At 63.7% G+C, this 23,517-nt stretch carries 14 protein-coding genes; 1 reads left to right on the top strand and 13 read right to left on the bottom strand.

What is annotated here, in order from left to right:
* Nucleotides 1–84: 84 nt before the first annotated feature.
* From U1700_RS10460 to U1700_RS10425, 8 genes are all read right to left on the bottom strand, one after another.
* On the bottom strand, nt 85–342 hold the full coding sequence (locus tag U1700_RS10460) for a hypothetical protein (RefSeq protein ID WP_332752604.1): 258 nt from the start codon (nt 340–342) through the stop codon (nt 85–87).
* Between the two features lie 1,191 nt (nt 343–1,533).
* Nucleotides 1,534–2,070, bottom strand: coding sequence for a GNAT family N-acetyltransferase (locus tag U1700_RS10455; RefSeq protein ID WP_332752603.1), 537 nt, complete (start codon nt 2,068–2,070; stop codon nt 1,534–1,536).
* Between the two features lie 98 nt (nt 2,071–2,168).
* Complete coding sequence (locus tag U1700_RS10450) at nt 2,169–4,799, bottom strand: TonB-dependent receptor plug domain-containing protein (protein WP_332752602.1); 2,631 nt, start codon at nt 4,797–4,799, stop codon at nt 2,169–2,171.
* 400 nt (nt 4,800–5,199) lie between these two features.
* Nucleotides 5,200–5,916, bottom strand: a complete 717-nt coding sequence (locus tag U1700_RS10445; protein ID WP_332752601.1) for a DUF6445 family protein — start codon at nt 5,914–5,916, stop codon at nt 5,200–5,202.
* A gap of 14 nt (nt 5,917–5,930) precedes the next feature.
* On the bottom strand, nt 5,931–8,984 hold the full coding sequence (locus U1700_RS10440; protein WP_332752600.1) for a TonB-dependent receptor: 3,054 nt from the start codon (nt 8,982–8,984) through the stop codon (nt 5,931–5,933).
* 147 nt (nt 8,985–9,131) lie between these two features.
* Nucleotides 9,132–10,646 carry a tryptophan halogenase family protein gene (locus tag U1700_RS10435; RefSeq protein ID WP_332752599.1) on the bottom strand — a complete coding sequence of 505 codons (1,515 nt, stop codon included), beginning with the start codon at nt 10,644–10,646 and terminating at the stop codon, nt 9,132–9,134.
* Entirely contained in the window at nt 10,643–12,070 is a 1,428-nt protein-coding gene (locus U1700_RS10430; RefSeq protein WP_332752598.1) for a glucoamylase family protein, read from the bottom strand. Before U1700_RS10430 ends, U1700_RS10435 begins: the two co-directional genes overlap by 4 nt.
* Nucleotides 12,067–13,059 (bottom strand): LacI family DNA-binding transcriptional regulator, encoded by a 993-nt coding sequence (locus U1700_RS10425; protein ID WP_332752597.1) that lies wholly within the window; start codon nt 13,057–13,059, stop codon nt 12,067–12,069. Before U1700_RS10425 ends, U1700_RS10430 begins: the two co-directional genes overlap by 4 nt.
* A gap of 143 nt (nt 13,060–13,202) precedes the next feature.
* On the opposite strand from U1700_RS10425, the gene U1700_RS10420 reads away from it, so the two are divergent.
* A complete protein-coding gene (locus U1700_RS10420) occupies nt 13,203–15,491 on the top strand; it encodes a glycoside hydrolase family 3 N-terminal domain-containing protein (RefSeq protein WP_443025947.1) in 2,289 nt (762 codons plus the stop codon).
* On the opposite strand, the gene U1700_RS10415 is transcribed toward U1700_RS10420, so the two are convergent.
* The 5 genes from U1700_RS10415 to U1700_RS10395 form a co-directional block, all read right to left on the bottom strand.
* Nucleotides 15,488–16,384, bottom strand: a complete 897-nt coding sequence (locus U1700_RS10415; protein ID WP_332752595.1) for an ROK family protein — start codon at nt 16,382–16,384, stop codon at nt 15,488–15,490. The genes U1700_RS10420 and U1700_RS10415 overlap by 4 nt on opposite strands.
* Nucleotides 16,381–17,787: a putative 2OG-Fe(II) oxygenase gene (locus U1700_RS10410; protein ID WP_332752594.1), complete on the bottom strand. Its 1,407-nt coding sequence runs from the start codon at nt 17,785–17,787 to the stop codon at nt 16,381–16,383. Before U1700_RS10410 ends, U1700_RS10415 begins: the two co-directional genes overlap by 4 nt.
* Before the next feature lie 101 nt (nt 17,788–17,888).
* Complete coding sequence (locus U1700_RS10405; protein ID WP_332752593.1) at nt 17,889–20,399, bottom strand: TonB-dependent receptor domain-containing protein; 2,511 nt, start codon at nt 20,397–20,399, stop codon at nt 17,889–17,891.
* 166 nt (nt 20,400–20,565) lie between these two features.
* Entirely contained in the window at nt 20,566–21,897 is a 1,332-nt protein-coding gene (locus U1700_RS10400) for a glycoside hydrolase family 32 protein (RefSeq protein WP_332752592.1), read from the bottom strand.
* A gap of 7 nt (nt 21,898–21,904) precedes the next feature.
* A complete protein-coding gene (locus U1700_RS10395) occupies nt 21,905–23,425 on the bottom strand; it encodes a tryptophan halogenase family protein (RefSeq protein WP_332752591.1) in 1,521 nt (506 codons plus the stop codon).
* Nucleotides 23,426–23,517: the final 92 nt, after the last annotated feature.

The raw sequence follows: 23,517 nt of genomic DNA, 5'->3' as shown, positions 1-23,517 counted from the left end.
AGCGGCCCCTCGGTTACTGACCCAGCTTTCGCCGTTACGATGGTTTCGCCTCGCCGCCAATTACAGACCTTTGTGGCCGCTTACTCAGGCGAGCCATTTCACGCCCTTGCTGGACATCTCAATCATAGGGATGACTGAACACTGACGCCACGGGGTGCAGCTTTGATCGTATTCCACCACTGAGTAATTACGGCCACACGTTTCCCAACTCATGCATGGGGCTCGGTTCGGCGGCTCGTCCCACGGCAAGGTAGCGAGGCGTTGCAGTTCAGCCATCGCCTCGTCTCGGGTGGCAAACTCTGCACCCGGCTCGCCATGCAACTCATCCTCGATAGCGAACATGGCGCTGTCCTTTCCCCAACGGCCTAGTCCGGCTCAAGTCTTATTTCCAGTGTGTTCGCTCAATAGCTGGCGGTCCGGTAACCACCCATTTCTAGCCGCTCAGCACCGTCGGATCTGATGCCAAAGGCAGACGGTTGGCTACCGACCCACCTGCGGGCGTTTCTTTTTACTCAGCCTGTCTTGGCCCACAATAAGTGGCGCAGCCTTCCCCGAAGCTCTGGGTGCCGTGCTTCGAGCGTCGATAAATCCGAAACGCTCCACTCGGGCTGCTCTATTACTTCCGTCGCCAGCGCCCGCTCGCGGGTGAGCTGTGTGAGCAAAAACAAATTGCCTCCAACGATGATGAAGCGAGGCACCACGTCTGGAACAGGAAAGTGCCGAACAATCTGACTTCGGGCGTCCCACCTGCCCGGCGAACGAGCATCTTGGTAAATCGCTGTTGCGTCTGACTGAACAGGGTTACAACTCGCGAGGCTCGCCACGATGACCAGACATTTGAACGGATGCGTCATCATCCCTTCTCTTCGTTGCGAACGGCGGCGATAGCAATGTCTACTATCCACCGACTTGCCGCCGTCCGTAGCTGATTGAGGAGCCCCTGAAACGGTCTGACCGCTACCGACCCATTGCGGACATTAGGAGTAGGCTGCAGATTGGCCTCATGCCCTACTATAGATTCCTCATACACGGACGCGACCCGAGCCTTCCACCTGATACAAAGGGCTTCTTTACGACACGTCATGCTTTTGCAGCAAATCAGGAGAAGGCCGCGCAAAAGGTATTCGCGCTTCTATCCCGGGAGTTCACCATCGGCGCGTCCGCTCACATCTGGCGCGCCGGTCCTCCATCCCTCTCCATTGAACAGGGACATCGTATCGGTCTCCATCAGCTTAGGTCGGCACCCAACAAGGGCAGCACGTTCTACGACGAGCGTGAGCAGTAGCCACGAATGTCCGCTTTCCACGAATGTCCGCTTTCCACCCACTTCCTGCCGTCGGCCTCTTTATGATCAATTCCGGAAGCGGACGAACAGATTGAACGAATAAAATAGGCAAAAATAGGGTGACGCGTCTCAGGCGTGGGTAGATATGTGGGTAAGACGATAAGTCAGCTGGATTAAGTCTAGTTTAATCAATATCATGAGCTAAGTAGTCCGGCGGACACCCTCTCCGCCACGGGTTTTCCGTTCAATTACAAGATTTTGCGCATGCGGATCAGGGGGACGGTGATGCCGTCGACCGGGGCCGATATAATATGCTCGACGGGGAGGTAGCCGCACGTCCGGTACAGCGGTTCGCCCGACAGGGTGGCCATCATTTCGGTTGCCGCAAAGCCGGCCACGCGGGCGGCGTCTTCGCACAGCGTGATGATGAAGCGGCCGACGCCCTGGCGGGCGAAGGCGGGGTCGGTGTACATGGCGCGGACGCGGGCGGCGTCGGTCGCGGGGTCGAGCGGGCGGGCTTCGCGCGCGACTGCGCTGTCGTCGCCGCCGTACAGCGTTGCGCGCCAGCTCCACCCGCCGCAGCCGGCCAGCGCGCCCCCCTGCTCGACGATGAAATAGGTGCGATCGGCGACGAGCTGGGTGTCGAGGCCCATCACCGTGTGGCTGGCGGCGATCTGGGCGGGGGTGAGGAAGCCGCGCTGGAGATCGGCGATAGCGCGGGCCATCAACGCACGAAGCTGGGGGAGGTCGTCCTCGGTGGCGAGGCGATGGGTGAGACTGGTCATGCTGGCCCCCTGGTGTGATCCACAAGAAAACGGCGGGGCGGAGCGGTCAACCCGCCACGCCCCGCCGCTGTCATTCGCCTAGTCCGTCACACGACGGACTACATGCTGATCTTCACCTTGGCATACCAGAAGCCGCCGTTGATCCCGAACGGACCACCGCTGCGCGGGTAGATCTGGCCGTCGGCGGTGCTGCCGGTGATCGGGTAGAGCCGGCTCGCATTCGAATAGTGAAGGCGGTCGGGATGCGCGTCGAAGGCGTTGTTCGCGCCAAGCGCCAGCCCGATGTTGCGGGTCAGCTGATAGGCCGCCTCGATATCGGTCGTGAACTTCGATCCGAACTTCTGGCCAAGCGTGCCACCATCGCCCGGATAGTCATTCTGGTTGCGCCACCAGCTGTAGAAATTCTCGCGCAGGGTGAGCGTGACCGGCCCGGTGGTGAACACACTGGAAAGCGTTGCGCGATGATTGGGCGCGAGGTGCGAGACGAGGTCCAGCTGGGCGAAGCTGATCACGCCCGGGTCATAACGGTCGACCTTGCTCTTGTTGTAGTTGTAGGCGAGCGTCAGGTTGAGATCGCCCGGGCTGTAGACGCCCATGCGATAGGTGCCGACGAAATCGATGCCCTTGGTCGTCGTGTCATAGCCATTGGTGAAATAGTTGACGTCGCCACCCACACCGACCGCGCTCAGCAGCGGCTGGGCGATAATGTCGGCAGCGGTAACGCGGAACGTCTGCGAAATACCGATGCGGTTCTTCACCTTGATGATGTAGCCATCGACGGTCACCGTCAGGTTGCGCATGGGCTTGGCGATGAAGCCGACGCCGTAGTTCTTCGCCTTCTCCGGCCCCAGCGTGGTCGAGCCATAATAGCGCGAGATCGGGCTATCGACGGGATAGGTGCCGGTCTGCACTTGGTCGCCGTTGACGAAGTTGGTGGTCAGGATGGCAACATGAGCCTGGCCCGGCGATGGGGCGTGGAAGCCTGTGCCGATCGTTCCGCGAACCGAGAAGCCGGGGACGACCTTGTAAAGTGCATTGGCCTTGTAGACGAAGGCGCCGCCAAAGGTGTTATAATGCTCGTACCGGCCGGCGAGTCCAACGCTGAGCGCGTCGGTGATGTCGGTCTCTAGGCCGCCATAAACGCCATAGTTCGACTGGCTCCAGCTACCGGCATAGGTCGGGCTGGTGCCGCCGTAGCCGCTGGCACCGGGCGACGCGGCGGACGCCGTGCCACCAAGGGTGCAAGCGGTGCCGACGCAGTTGTAAAAGGTCTGCGGAACGGCGAACGGGCCCGCCGAATAGGATTGCAGATCGCCCGGCGTGGCGCCGTAGGTTTCCTTGCGATATTCGGCGCCGGCCGAAACGGTCAGTGGAGACGCGAACCCGATGTTGACCGGATAGGTCAGGTCGAGGTTGGCGTTGGTTTCCTTCTGGCTCAGCGTGCCGAACTGGAAGCTGGTCTGCGAGGCTGGGCCGTACGAGGCGTTGAGCGAATTATACATCGACAGGGCCAGCGTGTTCTTGGCCTTCGACGCGCTGATGTCATAGGTGAACCCAGAGTCCATCTTGCCCTTGTAGCCGACGACGCCGTACATCTGCTTGGTGACGCCGACGAAGCGCGGCGTGAAGCCGGCCGGGTAAATCGACTTGAAGCTGAAGGCATTGGCGTCGTTGACGAATGCGCCCGCCGGGCAGGTCGGATTGCCGGTCGGGCACGGCGTCACGTAGAACAAGCGGGTGAAGGAGCCATTGGCACCGAGCGAGCGCGGTACCCCCATCGAGTCGACGACCGTGGCGCCGATCGGCGAGCGATAGTTGAAGCTGGTATCGGCCTTAGAGCGCGCGATGTTGCCGAAGAAGTAGAGCTGGCTGTTGGGAGTAACGTCGATCCCCGAATTGATGACTGCCTTGTAGCCATGGCTGGGCGGTGATCCCCAGATCTGGACCGGTCCGGGATAGTTGGGAAGCTGCGACGCGAGCGAAGGATTTTGTGCGGCGAAGATCGCGGCGAGGGGCCGAGTGGCACCGCGGCTGGTCTGGCCTTCCTTGTTATATTCGCCCGATACGTCGATAAAGCCGATGCTGCCGAGGCCGACGCCGATCGTAGCAGCAAGCTGGCGGCTCTTGCCGTCGCCGTCATAGGTCGCGCCATAGCGCGCGGAGGCTTCGCCGCCGTGACGCGCGTCGCGCAGCCCGAAGTTGAGCACGCCGCCGATGGCATCCGAGCCATATTGCGCGGTGGCGCCTTCGCGCAGGATCTGCAGGCTCTTGATCGCGATCGACGGGATCGACGAGATGTCCGAACCCTGCGACCCGAAGGCGAGGCCGGTGTCACCACCCGAATAGACCTGGACCAGTGCCGAACGGTTGAAACGCTTGCCGTTGATCATGACGAGGATTTCGTCGCTCGGCAGACCGCGCAACGAGGGCGCGCGAACGAAGGTCGAGGCGTCCGAAATCGTGTTCTGGCCGACGAAGAACGAAGGCACGATATTCTTGATCGAGTCCATGATGTTCGCGGCGGGCTGGGTCGCCAACTCGGTCGCGCTGATGACGTCGACCGGCGAGGCCGAGTTGGTCAGCGTACGATCGGTGCGGCGGGTGCCGAGCACGACGATCTCGCTGCCCTGGTCGGGCGTCGGCGCGACCGTGGTGATCGGGGCGCTGACATTTTGAGCCTGCGCGCCTGAGGCTAACGACAGGAGTGCGATGAGCGCAGTCGAGCTCACGAGAGCTCCCCGCGAGAGCTTGCTCGATACCATCATAGTCGTAGTTCCCCTTTTGGCCGGCACTTACGCACCAGCCCCTTTTTGCATACCCGAAGGTGACCAATTTGGGATACCAAGTCAAACGCGCCAGCGCGGCATCGCAAACGGAATTTGAAAAGCGTGGCATTTTCGCCACGTGAATGGATCCCGTGTCCCTAGGGATTCAGCGGGTCACGCCAGTGTCAAGCGATCCGCGCTCCAATCGATTGTACAGCGGCGTTGACCATTGGCGAGGCAGTCGGTGGGTCGAGTGATGTTGCCCATCAGCCACGGTCTGGCAGTGCGGCGCACCGCAGGCTTCGGCAAGATTGGCGCGAGGCCGGAAGGGTTGATGCGGCGGATGGAGCATCATTCACGCGCTCTATCGCTTGATCTTCAGGAAGTAGTTGGCGGTCAGCCGGCCCTTGAGCGGATCGGGGTCGAGCGGCATGTCCGGCGGAATAATGCCCGAGTGGAGCAAGCTTCCGCGATAGATAAGCAGGCGATCGAGACGAGCGTCGGCGCGGAAGAGCATTTCGTAAAAGCGGTCCGATTTCTGGACGTAGCCGATGGTGGTCATGCCTTCGAGCCGGGCGAGGTCGACGTAGGCATCGACATTGGCGTCGGTCAGCTGATCGATCCCGGTGGCGCGATGGCGGAAGAAGGCGGTGCCGGTGCCAGGGACATCGGCGAGGTAATGGACCATCGCGACGAGGTCGGGATCGGTGCCGTCGAAGTGCGGCGCACGCTGGGGCGGGGTAAGAGCGCCCGGCAGGGTGGTGACGATCGAGAAGCTGGCCTCGATCAGGTCGAACGCATCGCAATCGAAGGCGCCGCCGATGTAGGGGCCGACGGTTTCGACAAGGGCGTGGACATAGTCCCACGCGGCCCCGTCGCGCTCATCGATGACGCGGCGCACGCCGGGGTAGTGGTACTGCGCGGGCGGGAAGGGGGCGAGTGCGGCGGCGAGTGCGCGGACGGCGTCGGGCTGGCCGGACGCATCGTCGACGATGACCACCGGATGGCCCGCGCCGACGCGCTGAAGCCGGGGTTTTGGACTCGGCAAAAAAGGCGGGCGATGGACCATGTCGGTCGTCATCGCCCGCTTGTCCGTCAAAAGCTGTAGCGGGCGCCAGCCTTGAAGCTGCGGCCCTGGCTGGCGACGCCGGTCGGGTCCTTCTGCAGACTGGGACCCGTGCCGCCGACGGTCTGGAAACCACCGCCCCACATCGAATAATTGCGATTGACGAAGTCGAACGCGTTCAACACCTGAAGATAGACGTTCAGCTCATGACCCTGGCTCCACGGCAGCTTGAACGTCTTGGCGATGTTGAAATCAACATTCTTGTAGCCGATGCCCTTGGGCCGATAGACGCCGAAGTTGGTCAGATAGCATCCACCGTTGCCCGGCGCGGTGTTGGGGACATCGCACAATACGCCGCCATAGGAGGGGCCCGACGAAATCGTGGCAAAACCGGTCACGCGAATGTCGAACGGAATTTTGACCGTGCCGGTGGCGACGAAGCGCCAGCGCTCGAGCCCGCGGATCGGACCCGTCCCTTGCTGGCCAATCGTCGGCGCATCGAAGTTGAACGGATCGCCAATCGAGTTGGTGCTGGCAGTATCGTTGGAACGCGCGGTCGACAGGGTCAGCGTCGTGCTGAAGCCCCAGCCACTCTGTTCAGTGTAGGGCTTGTCGGCCTGGAGGTAGAGCGCGGCGTAGCTTGCCTTGCCGTCGCTGTTGCCGATGAAGATATTACCGTGGCCGGGAAGCGGTGCCGCAAAGATTGCCGAGTTAGGATAGTCGAAGAAGATGCCGTTCGAATATGGGATGCCATTGTAGGTATAGATGGCGTCTCCGTCGGGATGGTAGAGCCCGCTCGGCAGGCGGTTGCCGACCACATATTGGAAGATGTTGTGCGAGCGGATGTACGACACGGTGACCGACGTGTTGATCTTGCCGAAGCGCTTGCGCAGGGCCGCGTCGAATTCGTCTGAATAGGGCACTTTGGTATTGTTATTGAGCAGGAAGACCTCGCCTCCCGAGCGTGCGCCCAAGGCGCGCAACGCGTTGGGATCGGTCGGCAGGACAGCGACGCAGTTTGGGTCGGCGGGCGCGACTGCGCAGGTCCGAATAGTCGCCACCGATTCGTTATAATCCTTGATCGTCTCAAGCGCCGAGTTGATGAACAGCGAACGGTCGTAATAACGCCCCGCGCCGGCCGTAAGGACCAAGCTACGGTCGCCACGGAAGTCGTAGGAAACGCCAAGCCGCGGCTGGAAGGCACCGAAAAAACCCTTCCGATTATGCCCGTTCGAGATGTAATCCTCGGCGTCGATTCCGGCCGCCTGCCAGCCGGGGTAGGCGCGCAGGGCAGCCGCAACATCGGCCGGAGTCACGAACTTTTCGTTGCGCGAGTTCGATTCATAGTCCCAGCGGAGTCCGGCGTTCACCTGCCAATGGTCGTCGGGCCTCCAATCGTCCTGGATGAACAGGCCGACTTCGTTATTCTTTGCCGTGATCGGAGCAACCGCGGCGGTGTTGATCCGTGCCGCGTAGGGAGCAATCGATCCGACGCCAGTGAATTTGGTAGCGTCGTAATAATAGGCGCCCTGGCCGAGATTATCCTCAAGCCGCTGGAGCTTGGTGAAGTTGACCTTCACGCCGGCCTTGATGGTGTGCTGGCTGCCCGTGAAGGTCACATTGTCCTTGAACAGCGTCTGATACTGGTGATCGTCCTGCGCGAAACTATTGCCGCCGAGAATGATCACGGGTTGATCACCGATATTCGGCTGATTAGCCGTCCCGTTGTAGGTTACGATGGCAGCGGACCCCGGGGCATTAGGGATCGAGCCATTGGCAGCAACGTTACGGGCAATGGTGAGTTCATTGAGCCAATGGTCGCCGCGATGCGCCCAACTGAGCTGATAGCGATGCTCGTCGTTGCGGTTGAGGCGCGAGGCATCGTTTGTCGTTATGCCACCCCCAGCATCTAGATTGGCTTCGCGGCGCATGAAGGCCGACACATTGACCGTGTCGACCGGACTGGCGAACAGGGTGAGCTTGCCGAAGTAAAGCTTCTCGTTGAAGGTCAACGGAACATTGCCGTTATATTGGGTGCGCGCGGACTGTGCATAGGCCTGCGCCGCGGGCGTCAGGCCGACCAAGTTCCCTTGATAGACATTGACGTCGGTCGATCCGAAGGTCTTGTTGGTTCCTTCAAAATCGACGAAGAAATGGAGCAGGCCGGGAATAATCGGTCCGCCCAAATTCCCGCCATAATATTTCGTCTTGTAATTTGGTTTGGGCCTGTAGGGCGCAGTTGAATTGAAGGCGTGACCCGGCCGGTCGTCGTAATTTTCGCTGATGAATGATTTCGGCTGATATTCGCCGAAGATTTCGCCGTGAAATTTCTTGCCGCCGGTCTTGGTGACCGAGGAGATGACCGCCGATCCGGCTTGTTCGAATTCGGCCTTGAAATTCTGGGTCTGGACATCGAACTGGTCGACGGCGGAGGCCGGGAAGGGATTGCCCGACGAGTAGTTCTGACCGTTGGTGCCGCCGTGATTGACCAGATTCTTGATGCTGATGCCGTCGATGAAGGTGTTGGTGTTGTCCGAATTGATTCCGCCCGCCTGGACCTGTCGCGCCTTGTTGTTGAGGGTCGGCGGCGACACGGTGACGCCTGGTGCGAGCGCCGCGAAGTTCAGGAAGTTGCGATCGCCATTGGGGAGGTTCTCGAGCTGGAAGCGCGAGACGTTGGTCGTCACCGCCGCATTCTTCACATCCTTGGTGCGCGCGCCAACGACGACGATTTCGCCGCCGCTGCCTGGGCCCGTACCAGTCGAGGGCGCCACCAGGTCGACGGTGACCGCCTGCCCCAGCGGGACGACCACGGTCTGCGAGCGCCCGGCCGACTCAACCTTGTACGTGCTCGGGCGCAGGCCGACGATGAGGTAGTGGCCGTTGGCGTCGACCTTGGCGGTGTCGCGCTGGCCAGTGTTGGTATCGGTGAGGGTGACAATCGATCCCGCAGCAGCGCCATCGACGCGGCCTTCGACCGTTGAAGTCGTCTGCGCCTGTGCCGGGCTGGCCAGGACGACCGCCAATGCGATGGTTGAACTGCCGAGCAAGACGCCGATGCGCCGGGTTGCGAAAGCCTTCATGGGGGAGCCCTCCAGTAATCTGTAACCGGTTACAAAGCGTTCCGGTACTATTTATCAATCTGCCCGCCATCTGCGCCCCCTTCATAAACTGCGTCAAGGGTCCGCGGTTAGCTGCGGCTATGGAGCTTGATTGGCGTCTCTTTTATGTCACGCCGGGATGGACGGCGCCGCGCAATGCTGGGCGATGAAGGCGGCGTGGTCAGGCATGGTGTCGGCCACCTCGTCGATGACCTCGGCAATGTCCGCCATGAACTCCGCGAGCGCTTCTTCGGGAACAAGGTCGGCGACCGGGTCATGCCGTGCCGCAAGCCCCTGCCCGATCAGCACCTGCACCCAGCTTTCCTCGCGAAACAGTTCGGCCTTGCCATGAACGAAGAAGCGCGCCGATGAGCGGAACAGGTCGAGCCGCTCGGCCAGGCTATCGGGCACCGGCATGTCCCGAACATAGTCCCAGAAGGGTTCGCCGACGCGATCGGTGACCTTATAATGGGCGATGATGAAGTCGCGGACATCTTCAAATTCGAAGCGCGACTGGCGGTTGTATTCGGCGATGTCGGCGGAGTTGAAGCCACGCCCCGGAAACAGCGATATCAGGCGCAAAATGCCGGTCTGGATCAGATGGATGCTGGTTGATTCGAGGGGTTCGAGGAAGCCCGATGACAAGCCGATCGCGACGACATTGGCGGACCATGCCTGCATCCGGCGACCCGGCGCGAAGCGGACTTGGCGCGGATCGGCCAGCGGCGTGCCGTCGAGATTGGCGAGCAGGGTGCGGGCGGCGTCGTCGTCGCTCGCGAACTTGCTGGAATAGACATAGCCATTGCCGATCCGGTGCTGGAGCGGGATCCGCCATTGCCAGCCAGCGGCGCGCGCGGTCGAACGAGTATAAGGGGTCAGCGGCGACACGCCGGTGCACGGCACGGCGTAAGCGCGGTCGCACGGCAGCCATTGGCTCCAGTCCTCATAGCCGACGCCCAGTGCCCCGCCGATCAGCAGCGCGCGCATTCCCGAACAGTCGATGAACAGCTCCCCGCCAATGGTCATTCCGCTGGCGAGGACGACGTGAGCGACCTTACCGCCGGCGCCATCGCGGACGACGTCGACGATCCGGCCCTCGACTCGCTTGACCCCGCGCTCCTCGCACTGCTTGCGGAGGAAGGCGGCGAACAGCGACGCATCGAAGTGATAGGCATAGTCGATGTCCGCCATCGGCGATCCGGGATTGTCCCCGGAGGGAAAGCAGAATTTGTTGCGCCGTGCAGCAACGCAATTGAGGGCGTAGCGATCGAGGGGGCCGGGATCGCCGCTTGCTGCCATTCGCAGCCACAGCTGGTGCGTGTGGAGCCACGCCATGTCGCGGCCGATCTTGCCGAAACCATGGATGTAACTTGATCCAGGTGCGCGCCAGCCGACGAACTCGATGCCAAGCTTGAAGCTGGCTTGTGTCGCGCGGACCATGTCCAGCTCATCGATGCCGGCCAGCGTGAGGTAAGTGCGCAGCGCCGGAATGGTCGCTTCGCCGACGCCGATGATGCCGATCTCTTCGCTCTCCACGAGGGTAATCGCGACGCTTGGCAGAAGCTGTGACAACAGCGCCGCCGTCATCCAGCCGGCCGTTCCCCCGCCGACAATCGTGACGCTGCGAACCGGTCCTTCAATCATCCGCCATGCTCCAGCCAGCCACCGGTAAAGCCTGCCCGCTGCAGCCCGCGACGAAGGATCGACGAGCGGCGCATCACGCGCCAGATGGCATCGCCGCGATAATTGGCGATCATCGCCAAGATGGGGCCCTGGTCAATGCCAAGATGATCTTTCGCGATCCAGCCGAAGCGCGGGTCGACGGTGCCGGTGGGCAGACGCAGCGAGCCGTCGCGCACGCTGGGGTTGAAGGCATCGACGAAGCCGAAACGGCGATAGAGCAGGCCGCCGCCATAGCGCCGGAGCGCGACCGTCGCAGGGACGCATATCTCTGGCGCGAAGGGGAGCGACGAGATGGCCGCGGTGGGGGCAAGGGTACCGTCGTCGAGTCCGTCGGGCTGGCCGAGCGGACCGCGCGCGGAATAGCCGTGGACAGGACCCTGAGAGAGTTTGAACTCCCCCGGGCCGTCGCACGCGCTCAGCCCCCAGATGTTGCGCGAATAGCCGTGCCAGCGCATCGGGTTGGCGATGCAGTAAGCGCGGTTGGCGAAGGTCGCGCGGCGGCTGTTTTCGAAATAATCGAAGCCGGCGGCGCGCATCGGAGCATCGCGGATCCCGCGAAAATCGATCCACACATGGCTATACTGGTGGCCGAACAACGGGGCGAAGGCGAGGTGGCGAGTGTCGCCGGTGCCACGCCAGAAATCGGCGTAGCGCGCGATCCATGCCGGCCATGCCCCGTCGCCGACGGGATAGGTGCGCGAGCCCAGCGCGAGCAGGACGACGAGCAAGCCCTCGTTATAGCCGACCCAGTCACGATCGAGAAAGCCGCGCCCGGGATGCCAGCCCATCGAAATCGATTGGCGCCCGCGCTGGAACCACGGCCAGTCGGCGCGCTCGACGATGGCAGTGGCGAGGCGGCGGATCTCGGCTTCGACGGGGTGAGCGCTGTCATACCAGCCGGCGGCGAACAGCATCCCCATGAAAAGGAGGCCGGAATCGATGCTCGACAACTCGCTGTCGCGGAATCGGTGGCCGGTCTCCATGTCGAGGAAGTGGTAGAAGAAACCGTGGTGGCCGCTGGTCCCAGTAGTGGCATCGCCCATGGTTGCGCCATCGAAGAAGCGCAGCGTGGCGAGGGTGCGCTGACGTGCGGCGGCGCGCCTGATCCAGCCACGCTCGACCCCGATCGGGTACGCGGTCAGCGCGAAGCCGACCGCCGCGATGCTGCAGAAAGAAGGACTTGGCCAGCGGTCGGGGACGAGGCCATTGTCAGCGCGGCCATGCTGCCAGAACCAGTCGAAGGTGCGTCGCTCGATGTCGGCGAATAGCGGCGGGAGGGGCGCCGGGGCGGGACCCGGACGATGGGCCATTGCCGGAAGGGCAAGCAACGGCGTCGCGGCAGCGCCCTGGATGCCCGCCGCGAGCAATGAGCGACGATCGATCATCGCCGCACCCCCGTGGACGAACGGACGACCAACCTGGGTTCGATCAGCATAACGTCGCGTCGACGCTCGTCGCCGCCAAGCTCGGCAACCAGTCGCGTGACAGCCTGCGCGCCGATTTCGTCCATCGCTACGCTGATCGTCGTCAGGTCGAGGAACCGGGCAAGCGGGATGTCGTCGAAGCCGGCGACGGCGATGTCCCCGGGGACATCCATCCCTCGCTCGCGAAGCGCCATCATCGCGCCGAGCGCCATCATGTCGTTGGCGGCGAAGACGGCATCGAACGGGATGCGCTGTTCGACCAGGCGGGTGATCGCGTCGCGCCCTGCTTCTTCGGAAAAGTCGCCGGGCAGGATGACCAGCTGGCTTCCCGGGAGCAGGCGTTCGCTGGCCGAATGATAGGCTGCGGCGCGCTCGATCGCGTCGAGATTTCCTTGCGGGCCGGCGATGTGCACGATGGTGCGGCGCCCATTCTCGGCAAGATGCGCGACGAGCCGGTCGACCCCCTTGCGATTGTCGACCCGCAGCGAATGGCGGCCGGCGCCGTCGGCACTGTTGATCAGGATTGCCGGGAGCGCGGGCGGGACGATCTGGGCGATTTGCGCCGGGGACAATTGGGGCGCCATCGCGATCAGCCCGTCGACCCGCCCGCGCATTGCGCGCAAAGCCTGCGCAGCGAGATCGGCATCGGCGTGCATCGTCGACAGCAGCAACTGATAGCCCAGCGCGCCAGCAGCGCGATCCATCCCGCGCACCAGTTCTGAGAAGAATTCGCCGTGGAGGTCGGGCAGGACGACCCCGATTGCGTGGCTCGACCGGATGCTCAGGCTGCGCGCGCCGGCGTGGGGGACATAGTGGAGATCCGTGACCGCCTGGAGCACGCGGTCGCGGGTTTCGGCGCGGACCGTGGCGGGGGCGTTGAGCGCGCGCGAGACCGATGCAACCGACACCGCGGCGCGCCGAGCGACATCGCGGATTGTTGCTTCGGCCATCCTCCTTTTCCTTTCGTTCGCCGAAACGTGTGGCGCCATAACGTATGGCGCCGTAGCGTCTGGCATGGCGCGGAGAAATGCCATAGAGGCTCGGTAACCGGTTACAAGAATGATTTGCCCGGATGATGCAAGAGGATGCGATGATGATCGACGGGCGCGTATCGCGACGCAGTGTGCTGATGGGCGGAGCCGCCATCGCGGCGTGGAGCGCAAGCCCGGTGAGCGCGATGCTGCGGCGGATCGATCCCGGCAAGGATGCTGGCACGATCGACAAGCTGATTGCGCAAATGACATTGGAGGAAAAGGCCGGGCAGCTTAACCTGCTTGCCTCGGCATGGGGCGGCGGAATTGCCACTGCGCTCAACCCGCCGGGCGGGAACAGCGATTTTCCGAAACAGGTGGCCGACGCGGTCGCGGGCAAGCTGACGGGCGTGTTCAACGGCAATGGCGCGGCGATGGCGATGCAGATGCAGCGCGCGGTGATGAGCGGGTCGCGGCTGAAAATCCCGCTGATGTTCGCTGCCGATATCATCCACGGCCACCGCACGATCTTCCCTGTACCCGTCGCCGAGGCCGCCAGTTTCGAACCCGAGCTAGCCGAGCGGACAGCCCGCGTTGCCGCCTATGAAGCCGCAGGGTCGGGGGTCGACTGGACCTTCGCACCGATGGTCGACATTGCCCGCGACCAGCGCTGGGGCCGGACGATGGAGGGCGCCGGCGAGGATGTCGTTCTGGGCTGCCTGTTCGCCGCCGCGCGGGTCCGTGGTTTTCAGGGAAGTTCGCTCGACGCCGACGACGCGATGCTGTCCTGCGCCAAGCATTTCGCGGCCTATGGCGCCGCCGAGGCCGGGCTTGATTACAGCACGGTCGATGTGTCCGAGCGGACCCTGCGCGACGTCTATCTGCGCCCGTTCAAGGCTGCCTTCGATAGTGGGGCCCTGTCGACGATGGCCTCGTTCAACGAGATCTCTGGCGTGCCCTCGACCGGCAATCACTGGCTGATGACCGACCTGTTGCGCGGGGAGTGGGGGTTCAAGGGGTTCGTGGTGTCGGATTATACCGGCGACGAGGAAATGATCGCCCACGGCTTTGCCAAGGATCGCCGCGACGCTGCGCGGATCGCGTTCCTGGCGGGGGTCGACATGAGCATGCAGAGCGGGGTCTATACCGAGCATCTGCCGAGCCTGGTTCGCGACGGCGCGGTGCCGCAGGCGCTGCTCGACGGATCGGTCCGGCGGGTATTGGCGATGAAGGCGAAACTCGGGCTGTTCGACAATCCGTTCCGGCGGATCGACCTCAAGCGCGAGAAATCTCGGTCGCGGTTGCCGGCGAGCCTGGCACTGGCGCGCGAGGCGGCGGTCAAGTCGTGTGTGCTGCTGAAGAATGACGGCAATCTGCTGCCGCTGTCGCCATCCGCCACCATCGCGCTGATCGGACCGTTCGGAAGCGTCGGGCAGGATTTGAACGGACCGTGGGTGGTCTATGGCGACAACAAGCAGGCGATCGACCTGCCCGCCGGTATTCGCACGGCAATGAAGGGTCGCGGGCGGTTGACCGTGGTTGCCGGATCGGGTGTCGAAAGCGCCATCCCGGGCGGTATCGAGGCGGCGGTCGCGGCAGCGCGCGGGGCCGATGTCGTGCTGCTCGCGATCGGCGAAAGCGAGGCGATGTCGGGCGAGGCGAAATCGCGCACCGAGATCGTCATGCCCGCTCCGCAGCAGGCGCTGGCCGAGGCGATTGCCGCGACCGGCAAGCCGGTAGTCGTGCTGCTTCGCAACGGGCGAGCACTGGCGCTCGAGGGGGCGGTCAAGGCGGCGCCGGCCATTCTCGTTACCTGGTTCCTCGGATCCGAAATGGGCAATGGCGTTGCCGACCTGCTGTTCGGGGCAGCGAGCCCCAGCGGGCGCCTGCCGATGAGCTTCCCGATTGCGTCGGGGCAGGAGCCCTATCATTATGACCACAAGCCCACCGGGAGGCCCAATGGTCCGGGCAAGCTTCAGGAATATAAGGCGCATTATCAAGGTGTGCCGAACGAGGCGCTGTACGCCTTCGGGCATGGTCTGACCTATGGCGACATGCGCTATTCGAACCTGGTGATCGACGCGCCAACGATGGCCTGGGGCGGTTCGCTGGGCGTCACCGCGACAGTGACCAATGCCGGACGCGTCGCCGCCGAGGAAGTTGTCCAGCTCTACATCCGTGACCGGGTGGCGAGCGTCACAAGGCCGGTCCGCGAGCTTAAGGCGTTCCGCAAGATCAGGCTTGCAGCGGGGGCCAGCGCGCAAGTGATGTTCAAGCTGAGCCGCGCCGAGTTGGAGTTCATCGGCATGGGGCTGAAACCGACCGTCGAGCCAGGGACGTTCGATGTGTGGATCGCACCGTCGGCGCAGGCTGACGGGGTGCATTCGACCTTTGAGTTGGGCGCTGCCTAAGGCGAAATCAAAGCTAGCTGGGCAAGCGCGATCGCGCCCATCGGGCCGGCATTTTCGCCAAGTCCGGGGGGCATGATCATCGCCGTCAGCGCAGCAAGATCGACGTCGGGATAATAGCCGCCGAGCATGGCCGGAAGCAGCGCGATCGCCCGGCCGAGCAGGTGGGGGGCGCCGAGTCCTACGCCGCCGCCGACCAGGATCCGCTGGGGCGCGAGGCTGTGGATCAGGGCGACGAGCAAGTGCGCGAGGTCGTGGGCGACAGGCGCCCAGCGCGGATCGTCCGCAGGGACATCGGCCGGGCGCGCGCCGAAGCGGCGTTCCAGGGCAGGGCCGCTGATCAGCCCTTCGATGCAGTCGGCGTGGAACGGGCAATTGCCGGCAAAGGCATCGCCCGGTGCGCGGCGCGTCGGAATATGGCCGATTTCGGGATGGAGCCGGCCGTGGACGGGGCGACCATCGACGAGCACCCCGCCGCCGAGCCCGGTGCCGATGGTGAGGTAGACCAGGCTCGAGCAGCCTTGGCCTGCGCCCCAGCGATATTCGGAAAGCGCGGCGGCGTTGACGTCGGTGTCGATTGCGACCGGGCAGGGGAGACCGTCGTGCAGCGTGGCGAGGACGGGGGCCCCGGCCCAGCCGGGCTTGGGCGTGGCGAGGATCGCGCCGTAATCGGGCGCGGCGGGGTCGAGCCGGACGGGACCGAAGGTCGCGATGCCGAGGCCCATGAACGGGTGCTCGGCATGCCATTGGTCGAGGAGGGCTCGGAGCTGGCCGAGTGTTTCGGCCGGGTCGGTCGTCGGCACCGTCAGCCGATCGAGCACCTCGCCGTCGAGCCACAGCAGCGCGATCGCCTTGGTCCCGCCGAGTTCGACCCCTGCAACTCGTGTCATGGTCATAGTTGGAGCTCCATGGGCGGAGGGATCTGAATGTCGAAGGCGATGGTCAGTCTTTCGCCGGACGCGAAGGGGACGGTTTGATGCCACTGGGTCGAGGCAAACAGGTGAAGCTGCCCGGCGACCGGCGTGACCTGTGCGGTAGCGACGAGCGGGAGGCCGAGTTCGGGGGGCGGCGCGCCAAACTCGAGGGCGCCGCCATTATCTGAGGCGAGATCGAGGTGAAGCGCCGAGCTCAACCAGCCGCGACTGTGGGTATGCGGCGAATGATTCCCGCTGGGCGCAAGGAGGACCGCCCAGCTGCCCTCGAAGCGGATCGGCGCGCCGCGAGGGGGGCCGAGCAGAGGATGGCCGCCAATCGGGGCAGGAAGGGCGGCGATGGTGGCGGCGACGGCGTTTATGGCGAGCGCCCGGACTTTCTGGATCAACGGATCGGGGTGGAAGAAGAGCATGCCGTCGGTCTGGACCCCGCCCCGCACCGATTGTTCGGGCAGCGGCGCGCGAGCGGTGAGCAGGGTGCGGAGGGTCTTGGAAAGGCGCGCAAGTTCTGCCGTGGTGAGGCCGAGATGATGGCTGGCGAGAAGCGGGCCCGGGGCATCGAGCCAGGCCGCGCGGGGATCACCGAGCAGCCGCCAGCCAAGCGCGAGATAGGGCCAGAAGATGCGTTCGGCCGGGCCGCCGATATGGGGGAGGGCGACCGCAACGGCGCGCTCGGGCTGGCCGATCCTTAGCCAAAAGCGCGTGCGGCACAGGTCGAGCCCGGGATCGCGGACGGCGTTGAGGCGATCGAACAGGGTCGGGTCGCGCGAGGCTTCGTCGGACTCGCTGGCGAGGAAGGCGTGCGCCACGGCGAGGGCAGGCCTGGGGCCAAAACGGGCTTCACCGTCGATGACAACCCGCCGCGCCTGTTCCCAGTCGCGCGCCGAGGCGAGGAAGTGGAACCAGCCGAGGCGAAGTGCGAGATTGTCGGGTTCGGCGGCGCAGGCGACGGCAAAGCTGTGGTCGTGAGCGACCCGCTCGCCCGCAGTCAGCCGCAGCGTCGACAGCAGCTTGTGACCCTCGATCCACCCCGGATGGCGGGTCAGAGTCTTGTCGAGCAGCGCTCGTCCCGCTGCCGAACCGCCACTTCGGTCGAGCGCGCCGGCGAGGCCCTTGATCGCGGACAGGTCGCCCGGGGCAAGCGCGACGGCACGATCATACTTTTCCACCGCCGGTCGCCAACCGTCATGATGTAGATGGGCATCGGCGAGCGCGATCGCCGGATCGTCGGGCGCGAGCCGTGTGGCGTGACCGATTGTTTCGAGCGCGGACTTGATGTCTTGGCGTTCGCGCGCCTGGCAGGCCGCACGCAAAAGGTCGCGCGGCGACTCCGATCCGGCCGGGATATGAGGGCGGGTATGGTCCATGGTTGGAGCGTAGCCAGATTGAGGTAATTGCGGAACGGCATGGCGGGCCGGAAGCTTTCGCTCCCGACCCGCCAATCGGCCTGGTGCGGCTAGCCGACGCGTCAGAACTTGTAGCGGATCGACGCCGTCATCGTCCGACCGAGGACCGCACTGTTCTGGAAAATGCCGGTCGTCGCTCCGGTCGTCACAAGCGACCCGCTGCCACGATAGCCCAGCGTGTTGAACAGGTTGTTGACGTTGAAGCCGAGTTCGACCCGTTCGATCGGGCGGATTTTGACGAAGCCGTTGACGTAGGTCTGACCGGGGATGCGGACGGTATTGGTGTCGTCGGCATAGGTCGAGTTCTGGCCGTTGGCTGACGCACCGATCGCGAAGATCCCCGCGTCATAGCTGGGGGAGAGGACCCAGTAGAAGCTTGGCGTCGAGTGCGGGATCTTGCCGACGATGGCCGAGGTTGCGCTCGCCGTGATCCGCGAGTGGCTGTACGTCGCGTCCCCGACAAGGCTGAATTTGCCCAGGTGAAGCCCGAGCGTGGCTTCCAGGCCGTAGGATTTGTAGCCGTTCGAGATGATCGGATTATTGTTGGGCGCGGGGTTGTTGATCCGCGTGAAGTCATAGTTGTTGTCGATCAGCTGCGCCCGGAAGCCGGTGACTTCAAGGCTGTAGCGGCCGCCACCAATTGGGCCGCGGGTCTTGATGCCCACTTCCTGCTGGGTGACGAAGTTGACCGCGGTCACCTGCCCCTGGGTGTTGAGCGAGCCATCGGCATTGAAGTTGCCACCCAGCGTCCGGCGATCGGCATTGAAGCGGCCACCCTTGCTGACACGACCGAAGATGCTCGACGAGTTGGTCACCGCATAGAGCGCGCCGAGCGACCAGCTGGTGTACTTCTTGTTGTAATGGAGCATCTCGGTCTGGGGCCCGACGATCAACGACGGGAGGACAGCGGTGCCGAGCGCGTCGGTGACGGTGAAGTTGGGGCCGGGTACGCCCTTGGCCGCAGTGCCGCGTGCGGCAAGGTCGTCGAAGCGGACGCTGGCATCGAGATCAAGCCCGCCGCCGTTGACGTTGAGCGAGAAATAGGGCGCTGTATCGGTGTACTTCAGGTCGACGCTGCGAGCGCAGCAATCGCCCCAATTATTGTTGAAGCCCGACTGGCCGAACGCCGACAGCTGGGTGCCGGTGGTCGAGAACAGATCGAGCTGCGCGGGGTTGGTGCCGGTAAGCTCGTTGGTCTGCGGATTGACGTGCCATTCCTGCGAGATGTTCTGGCGCATCACGAACAGGCCGGCCTTGGCGGTAACCTTGGCAAAGCCCGCATCGAATTTGCCGGTCAACGCGAGGTCATTGGCGAAGCTGCCCATGTCGCGCATGATCGTGTCGATGTTGGGGTTGTTGTTGAGAAAGGCGCCGGTGAACAGCTGGCCCTGCTTGGGCCCATTGGCATAGCGGATCGAGCCAACGGTCTGGCCGTTGACGGTCGACCCAATGACGCCCGAGGTCGGCTGGACATTGAGGAATTGCGTGGCGAATTCCCTCTTCATCTTGGTGTAGCGAATATCGTCGTGGACGGTGAAATGGTCACCGAAATTATAGTGAAGCGCGCCGCCGATGGCGGTCGCTTTCGGGTGGATCCCTTCCATTCGCGCGCGTCCCAGCTGGCCCGAGGTCGAGACGGTCTGGAAGCTCTCGTTATAGATTGACTGGTTCGAGCCCTTGCGCGCGTCGAAGCCGGGGAAGGGCGAGAAGCCTTCGATGTCGCGCACCCCGCCAGAGTTGGTGAAGGTCACCAGCGTCGGCGAGTTGGTGAAGGTCGGCTCGCGATCGTCGAGACGCTTGAAGTTGACGCGGATATAGCCGTTGGTGCCCAAGTCCTGGGTGATGTTGCCCTTGATCTGATAACCCTTGACCGCGCGATAACCGATGTGGGTCGGGCCATGGCCCTGCTTGACGAAGCCGCCAACGTGGAAGCGAAGCGAAGGGCTGAGCCGGGCGCCATAATCACCGTCAAAGCGGGTTTCGTTATAGTTGATCGCGGTTGAGATCCCGACTTCGCCGCCGGGCTTGTCGCCGGTCTTGCTGATATAGTTGATGACCGCGCCTGGAGCCTGCGACGAGAAGGTCGATGACGAGCCGCCACGGACGGCTTCGATGCGATCGACGTTATTGTCGAAGCGGATCCAATAGTCGTTATTGCCGAATTGGATGTCGCCGAACAAGGTGACGGGCAGGCCGTCTTCCTGAAGGCCGACGAATTCCGAACCGCCGGTGATCACCGGGATACCGCGCACGCCGATGTTGGCGTTGCCGCCGGGACCAGCGGTGTCTTCGGCATGAATGCCGGGAATGAGGCGGAAGATTTCGGTTTCCGAACGCGGCGTGAAGTTGGCGATCGCTTCCTGCGATACCTGGCTGACGGAAATTGAGCTTTTTAGGCGGGTCTTGTCGCCGCTCGAGGCGGTGACGACGATCTCGTCAGCCTGGGCCGGCGCCGTGGCGGTCGACGCGGCGGGGGCGGGGGTCGGCGTTTGTGCCGAAGCCGAGGTCGCGAACGAAGTCGCAGCGGCGATGGCCACCAGTGACACGCAGGTACGCAAGGCTGATCTGGACATATATTCCTCCCCATGCGGGCCCGTCTTGTCGTGCGCGTCAATCGCGCTCGGGTCCCGTTCGAACCTTATGTCTACGCATTTTTCAATCGATTGCAACAATCGATTGTAATTTTCAGTAGCGCGATGGCTTTGTTCGGGATTCCGGAGCATCTTGCATCGGTCAGGGTTAGCAGTGCGGCAATGTCGCCACGGTCATTCGGTTAGCCTCATGGGCTTGAAAAGCGCACTCAGCCGTTGATCCGACTAGCAAATGCTGCACCGAAATCCAGCGCGTGCCATTGCCGGGGTCAATCTCGAGCGTTGTGCCATCGAGCCACAGGCGGATGGTCGAGCCTGATCCGATGTCGGCGTCGATCGCGGTGTCGAAGGCAGGGCTGATCCCGCCGTGGCGATTGATGGTCAGGCGATTCGCGGCGCGTTCGATCCGCAGCCCATGCCCTTGCTGCGAGTCGTCGATCGACAGCGACCATGTGTCGCCGGTCACGTCGATCCGCGCGGCAAGCGGGATCGCATGCCGCCCCGTGCCCATGTCGCTGACTTGCGAGAATAGTGCGACAACCGCAGGTTCCACTTCCTGCCGCAGCTGAAGCGCGTCGGCGTCGTCGCGGACCAGCGACAGCCGCCGCGGAAGGCTCATTGCCCCGCGCCAGCCGCGGGTCGGCAATGCTGCCTGATAGCCATGATTGCCCATCCAGCCGATCCACGCCGGGCGACCCGCCGAGTCGCGCGGTTCGTGCCAGGCGATCGCGGCATAGAAATCGCGGCCGTGATCGAGCAGGCGCCATTCGCCTTGTGCGGCGAAGGTCACGCCGTCGAATGAACCGATCACGCCGATCACGCCCGACCCGGGGCCGTCGTCGAGCAGGTCGACCTTGAACAGCCAGCGGCTGGCGGTTTCGCCCTCGACCGGGAGTTCGATCAGCAAAGGGCACTCCCACAGGCGTCCTTGCCCGTGATGAGGCCCGATCGTCGACAGGCGCGTCCAGTGCCTGAGGTCGGCCGAGCCATAGACCGCCGCGAGATTCTCGGCCGACAGGGCAACGACCATGATCCATTGCGCGCTAGGCGGATGCCAGAAGATATTGGGATCGCGAAAGTCGGCGAGCCCTTCGTCGAGCACCGGATTGCCAACATATTTGGTCCACGTTCGCCCGTCGTCGTTGCTGTACGCAAGGCACTGGACCTGCCGCGATCCGTCATGCGCCGCACCGGTGTAAGCGGCGAGTAGTGCGCCCTTGCCGAACCCGGCCACGTCGGCCCGATCGACTACGGCCGAGCCCGAAAAGATGAAATGCTCGTCATCCTCGAGCAGGGCGGGGGGCAGTTCGTCCCAGGTCGCGAGATCGCGGCTGACGGCATGGCCCCATGACATGTGCCCCCACTGCTCGCCATGCGGATTATACTGGTAGAACAGATGCCATTCACCTTTGGTGAAGACCAACCCGTTGGGGTCGCTCAGCCAGTTGGCGGCGGGCGCATAATGATAGAGCGGGCGCATACGAACCTCATGCGGCGCAATGATGCGCGATATAGTCGGCGTGGGTCGGCATCGTCTCCGCAGCGCGCGCCACGGCAGCGGCGAGTTGCTCGACAAAGGTGCGGCTTTTCGCCGCCCCGTCGCCATAATCGAGCAGCGGATCAAGCCGTTCGGGAAGGTTGAACTGGCCGACGTGGACCGCGAGCCAGCTCGGGCTTCCGAACAGGTCCATGTCGCGGCTCAGCAATTTGCCGTCGCGGCGGAAATGGCCGATCTTCCACGCCAGCGTATCGGGAATGTCCATTGCCGCGCAGTCCCGCCACAGCGCCGAATCATCGCGTTGGGTGAGCTTGTAGTGAAGGATGACGAAGTCGCGGATTCGCTCGACCTCGGTGATCGCGACGCGATTATATTCGTCGCGGACGGCGGGGTCGAAATCGAGCGTCGGGAAGAACGCGAGCAGCTTTGAAATGCCCGCCTGGATGAGGTGGAGGCTGGTCGATTCGAGCGGCTCGATGAAGCCCGACGACAGGCCGATGGCGATGACATTGGCGTTCCAGAACAGCTTCCGTCGCCCAGTCACGAAGCGCAGCCCGCGCGGGTCCGCGAGGGGCTTGCCGTCGAGGTTGGCGAGCAGCGTGTCGGCGGCTTCCTGGTCGCCGAGGTGCGCGCTGGAATAGACATAGCCGTTGCCGACGCGGTGCTGGAGCGGGATACGCCATTGCCACCCGGCTTCGCGTGCGGTCGACCGCGTATAGGGCGTAAACCCCGCGCCATGTTCGCACGGCACTGCGACCGCGCGATCGCACGGCAGCCAGCGGGTCCATTCGTCATAGCCGGTCTTGAGCGCGCCTTCGATCAGCAGCCCGCGAAAGCCCGAGCAGTCGATGAACAGGTCGCCTTCGAGAACGCGACCGTCGTCGAGCGTGACCGAGGTAACATGCCCGCTCGCGCCGTCGATCGCGGTCGATGCGACCTTGCCTTCGTGGCGGACAACACCGCGCGCTTCGGCATAGGAACGCAGGAATTTGGCATAGAGGCCAGCGTCGAAATGATAGGCATAGCTGAATGTCGAGCCGATGCTGCGCGGGTCGGCCAGCGGTTTCGCGAAGCGGTCCCGGCTTGCTGCCCCCCATGCCATGGCGAGGTCGTCGAGCGGAACGGAGCAGCCTGCGGCGCGGGCGGCGAGCCAATGCTGGTGGACGGGGACAAGGTCGAACGGTTTGCCATACTCGCCGAACGGGTGGAAATAGCGATGGCCGATTTTCGCCCAGTCAACGAACTCTATACCCAGCTTGAAGCTGCCCTTGGTCGCCTTCATGAACTCGTCTTCGGCGATCCCCAGCGTGTCGTTGAACAGTTTGATCGGCGGGATCGTCGCTTCGCCAACGCCGACGGTGCCAATCTCCTCGGACTCGATCAGGCTGATCGCGCAGCCGCGCGGCAAGGCGTGGGCGAGCGCCGCCGCGGTCATCCATCCGGCCGACCCGCCGCCGACGATCAGGACCCGCCGAATGCTCCGGTCGCCCGCTTTTTCGCTGCCCGCCATGACGCCGGGATATGATCCGATGAAAACGATTGCAAGAAGCTTCGGCATGCCCCGTTGCGATCCCCGGTAAGGCCCCCTAGGACGGCGCGTGA

The sequence above is a fragment of the Sphingomonas sp. RB1R13 genome (assembly GCF_036663775.1).
Lineage (GTDB): Bacteria > Pseudomonadota > Alphaproteobacteria > Sphingomonadales > Sphingomonadaceae > Sphingomicrobium.
The sequence above is the reverse complement of the archived record's forward strand: the minus strand, read 5'-3'. Positions and strand labels throughout refer to the sequence as shown.

Coding starts and splice junctions, on each gene's coding strand:
- U1700_RS10460 (WP_332752604.1), bottom strand. CDS start 342: ATGTTCGCTATCGAGGATGAGTTGCATGGCGAGCCGGGTGCAGAGTTT.
- U1700_RS10455 (WP_332752603.1), bottom strand. CDS start 2,070: ATGACCAGTCTCACCCATCGCCTCGCCACCGAGGACGACCTCCCCCAG.
- U1700_RS10445 (WP_332752601.1), bottom strand. CDS start 5,916: ATGACGACCGACATGGTCCATCGCCCGCCTTTTTTGCCGAGTCCAAAA.
- U1700_RS10440 (WP_332752600.1), bottom strand. CDS start 8,984: ATGAAGGCTTTCGCAACCCGGCGCATCGGCGTCTTGCTCGGCAGTTCA.
- U1700_RS10435 (WP_332752599.1), bottom strand. CDS start 10,646: ATGATTGAAGGACCGGTTCGCAGCGTCACGATTGTCGGCGGGGGAACG.
- U1700_RS10430 (WP_332752598.1), bottom strand. CDS start 12,070: ATGATCGATCGTCGCTCATTGCTCGCGGCGGGCATCCAGGGCGCTGCC.
- U1700_RS10425 (WP_332752597.1), bottom strand. CDS start 13,059: ATGGCCGAAGCAACAATCCGCGATGTCGCTCGGCGCGCCGCGGTGTCG.
- U1700_RS10420 (WP_443025947.1), top strand. CDS start 13,203: ATGATCGACGGGCGCGTATCGCGACGCAGTGTGCTGATGGGCGGAGCC.
- U1700_RS10415 (WP_332752595.1), bottom strand. CDS start 16,384: ATGACCATGACACGAGTTGCAGGGGTCGAACTCGGCGGGACCAAGGCG.
- U1700_RS10410 (WP_332752594.1), bottom strand. CDS start 17,787: ATGGACCATACCCGCCCTCATATCCCGGCCGGATCGGAGTCGCCGCGC.
- U1700_RS10405 (WP_332752593.1), bottom strand. CDS start 20,399: ATGTCCAGATCAGCCTTGCGTACCTGCGTGTCACTGGTGGCCATCGCC.
- U1700_RS10400 (WP_332752592.1), bottom strand. CDS start 21,897: ATGCGCCCGCTCTATCATTATGCGCCCGCCGCCAACTGGCTGAGCGAC.
- U1700_RS10395 (WP_332752591.1), bottom strand. CDS start 23,425: ATGGCGGGCAGCGAAAAAGCGGGCGACCGGAGCATTCGGCGGGTCCTG.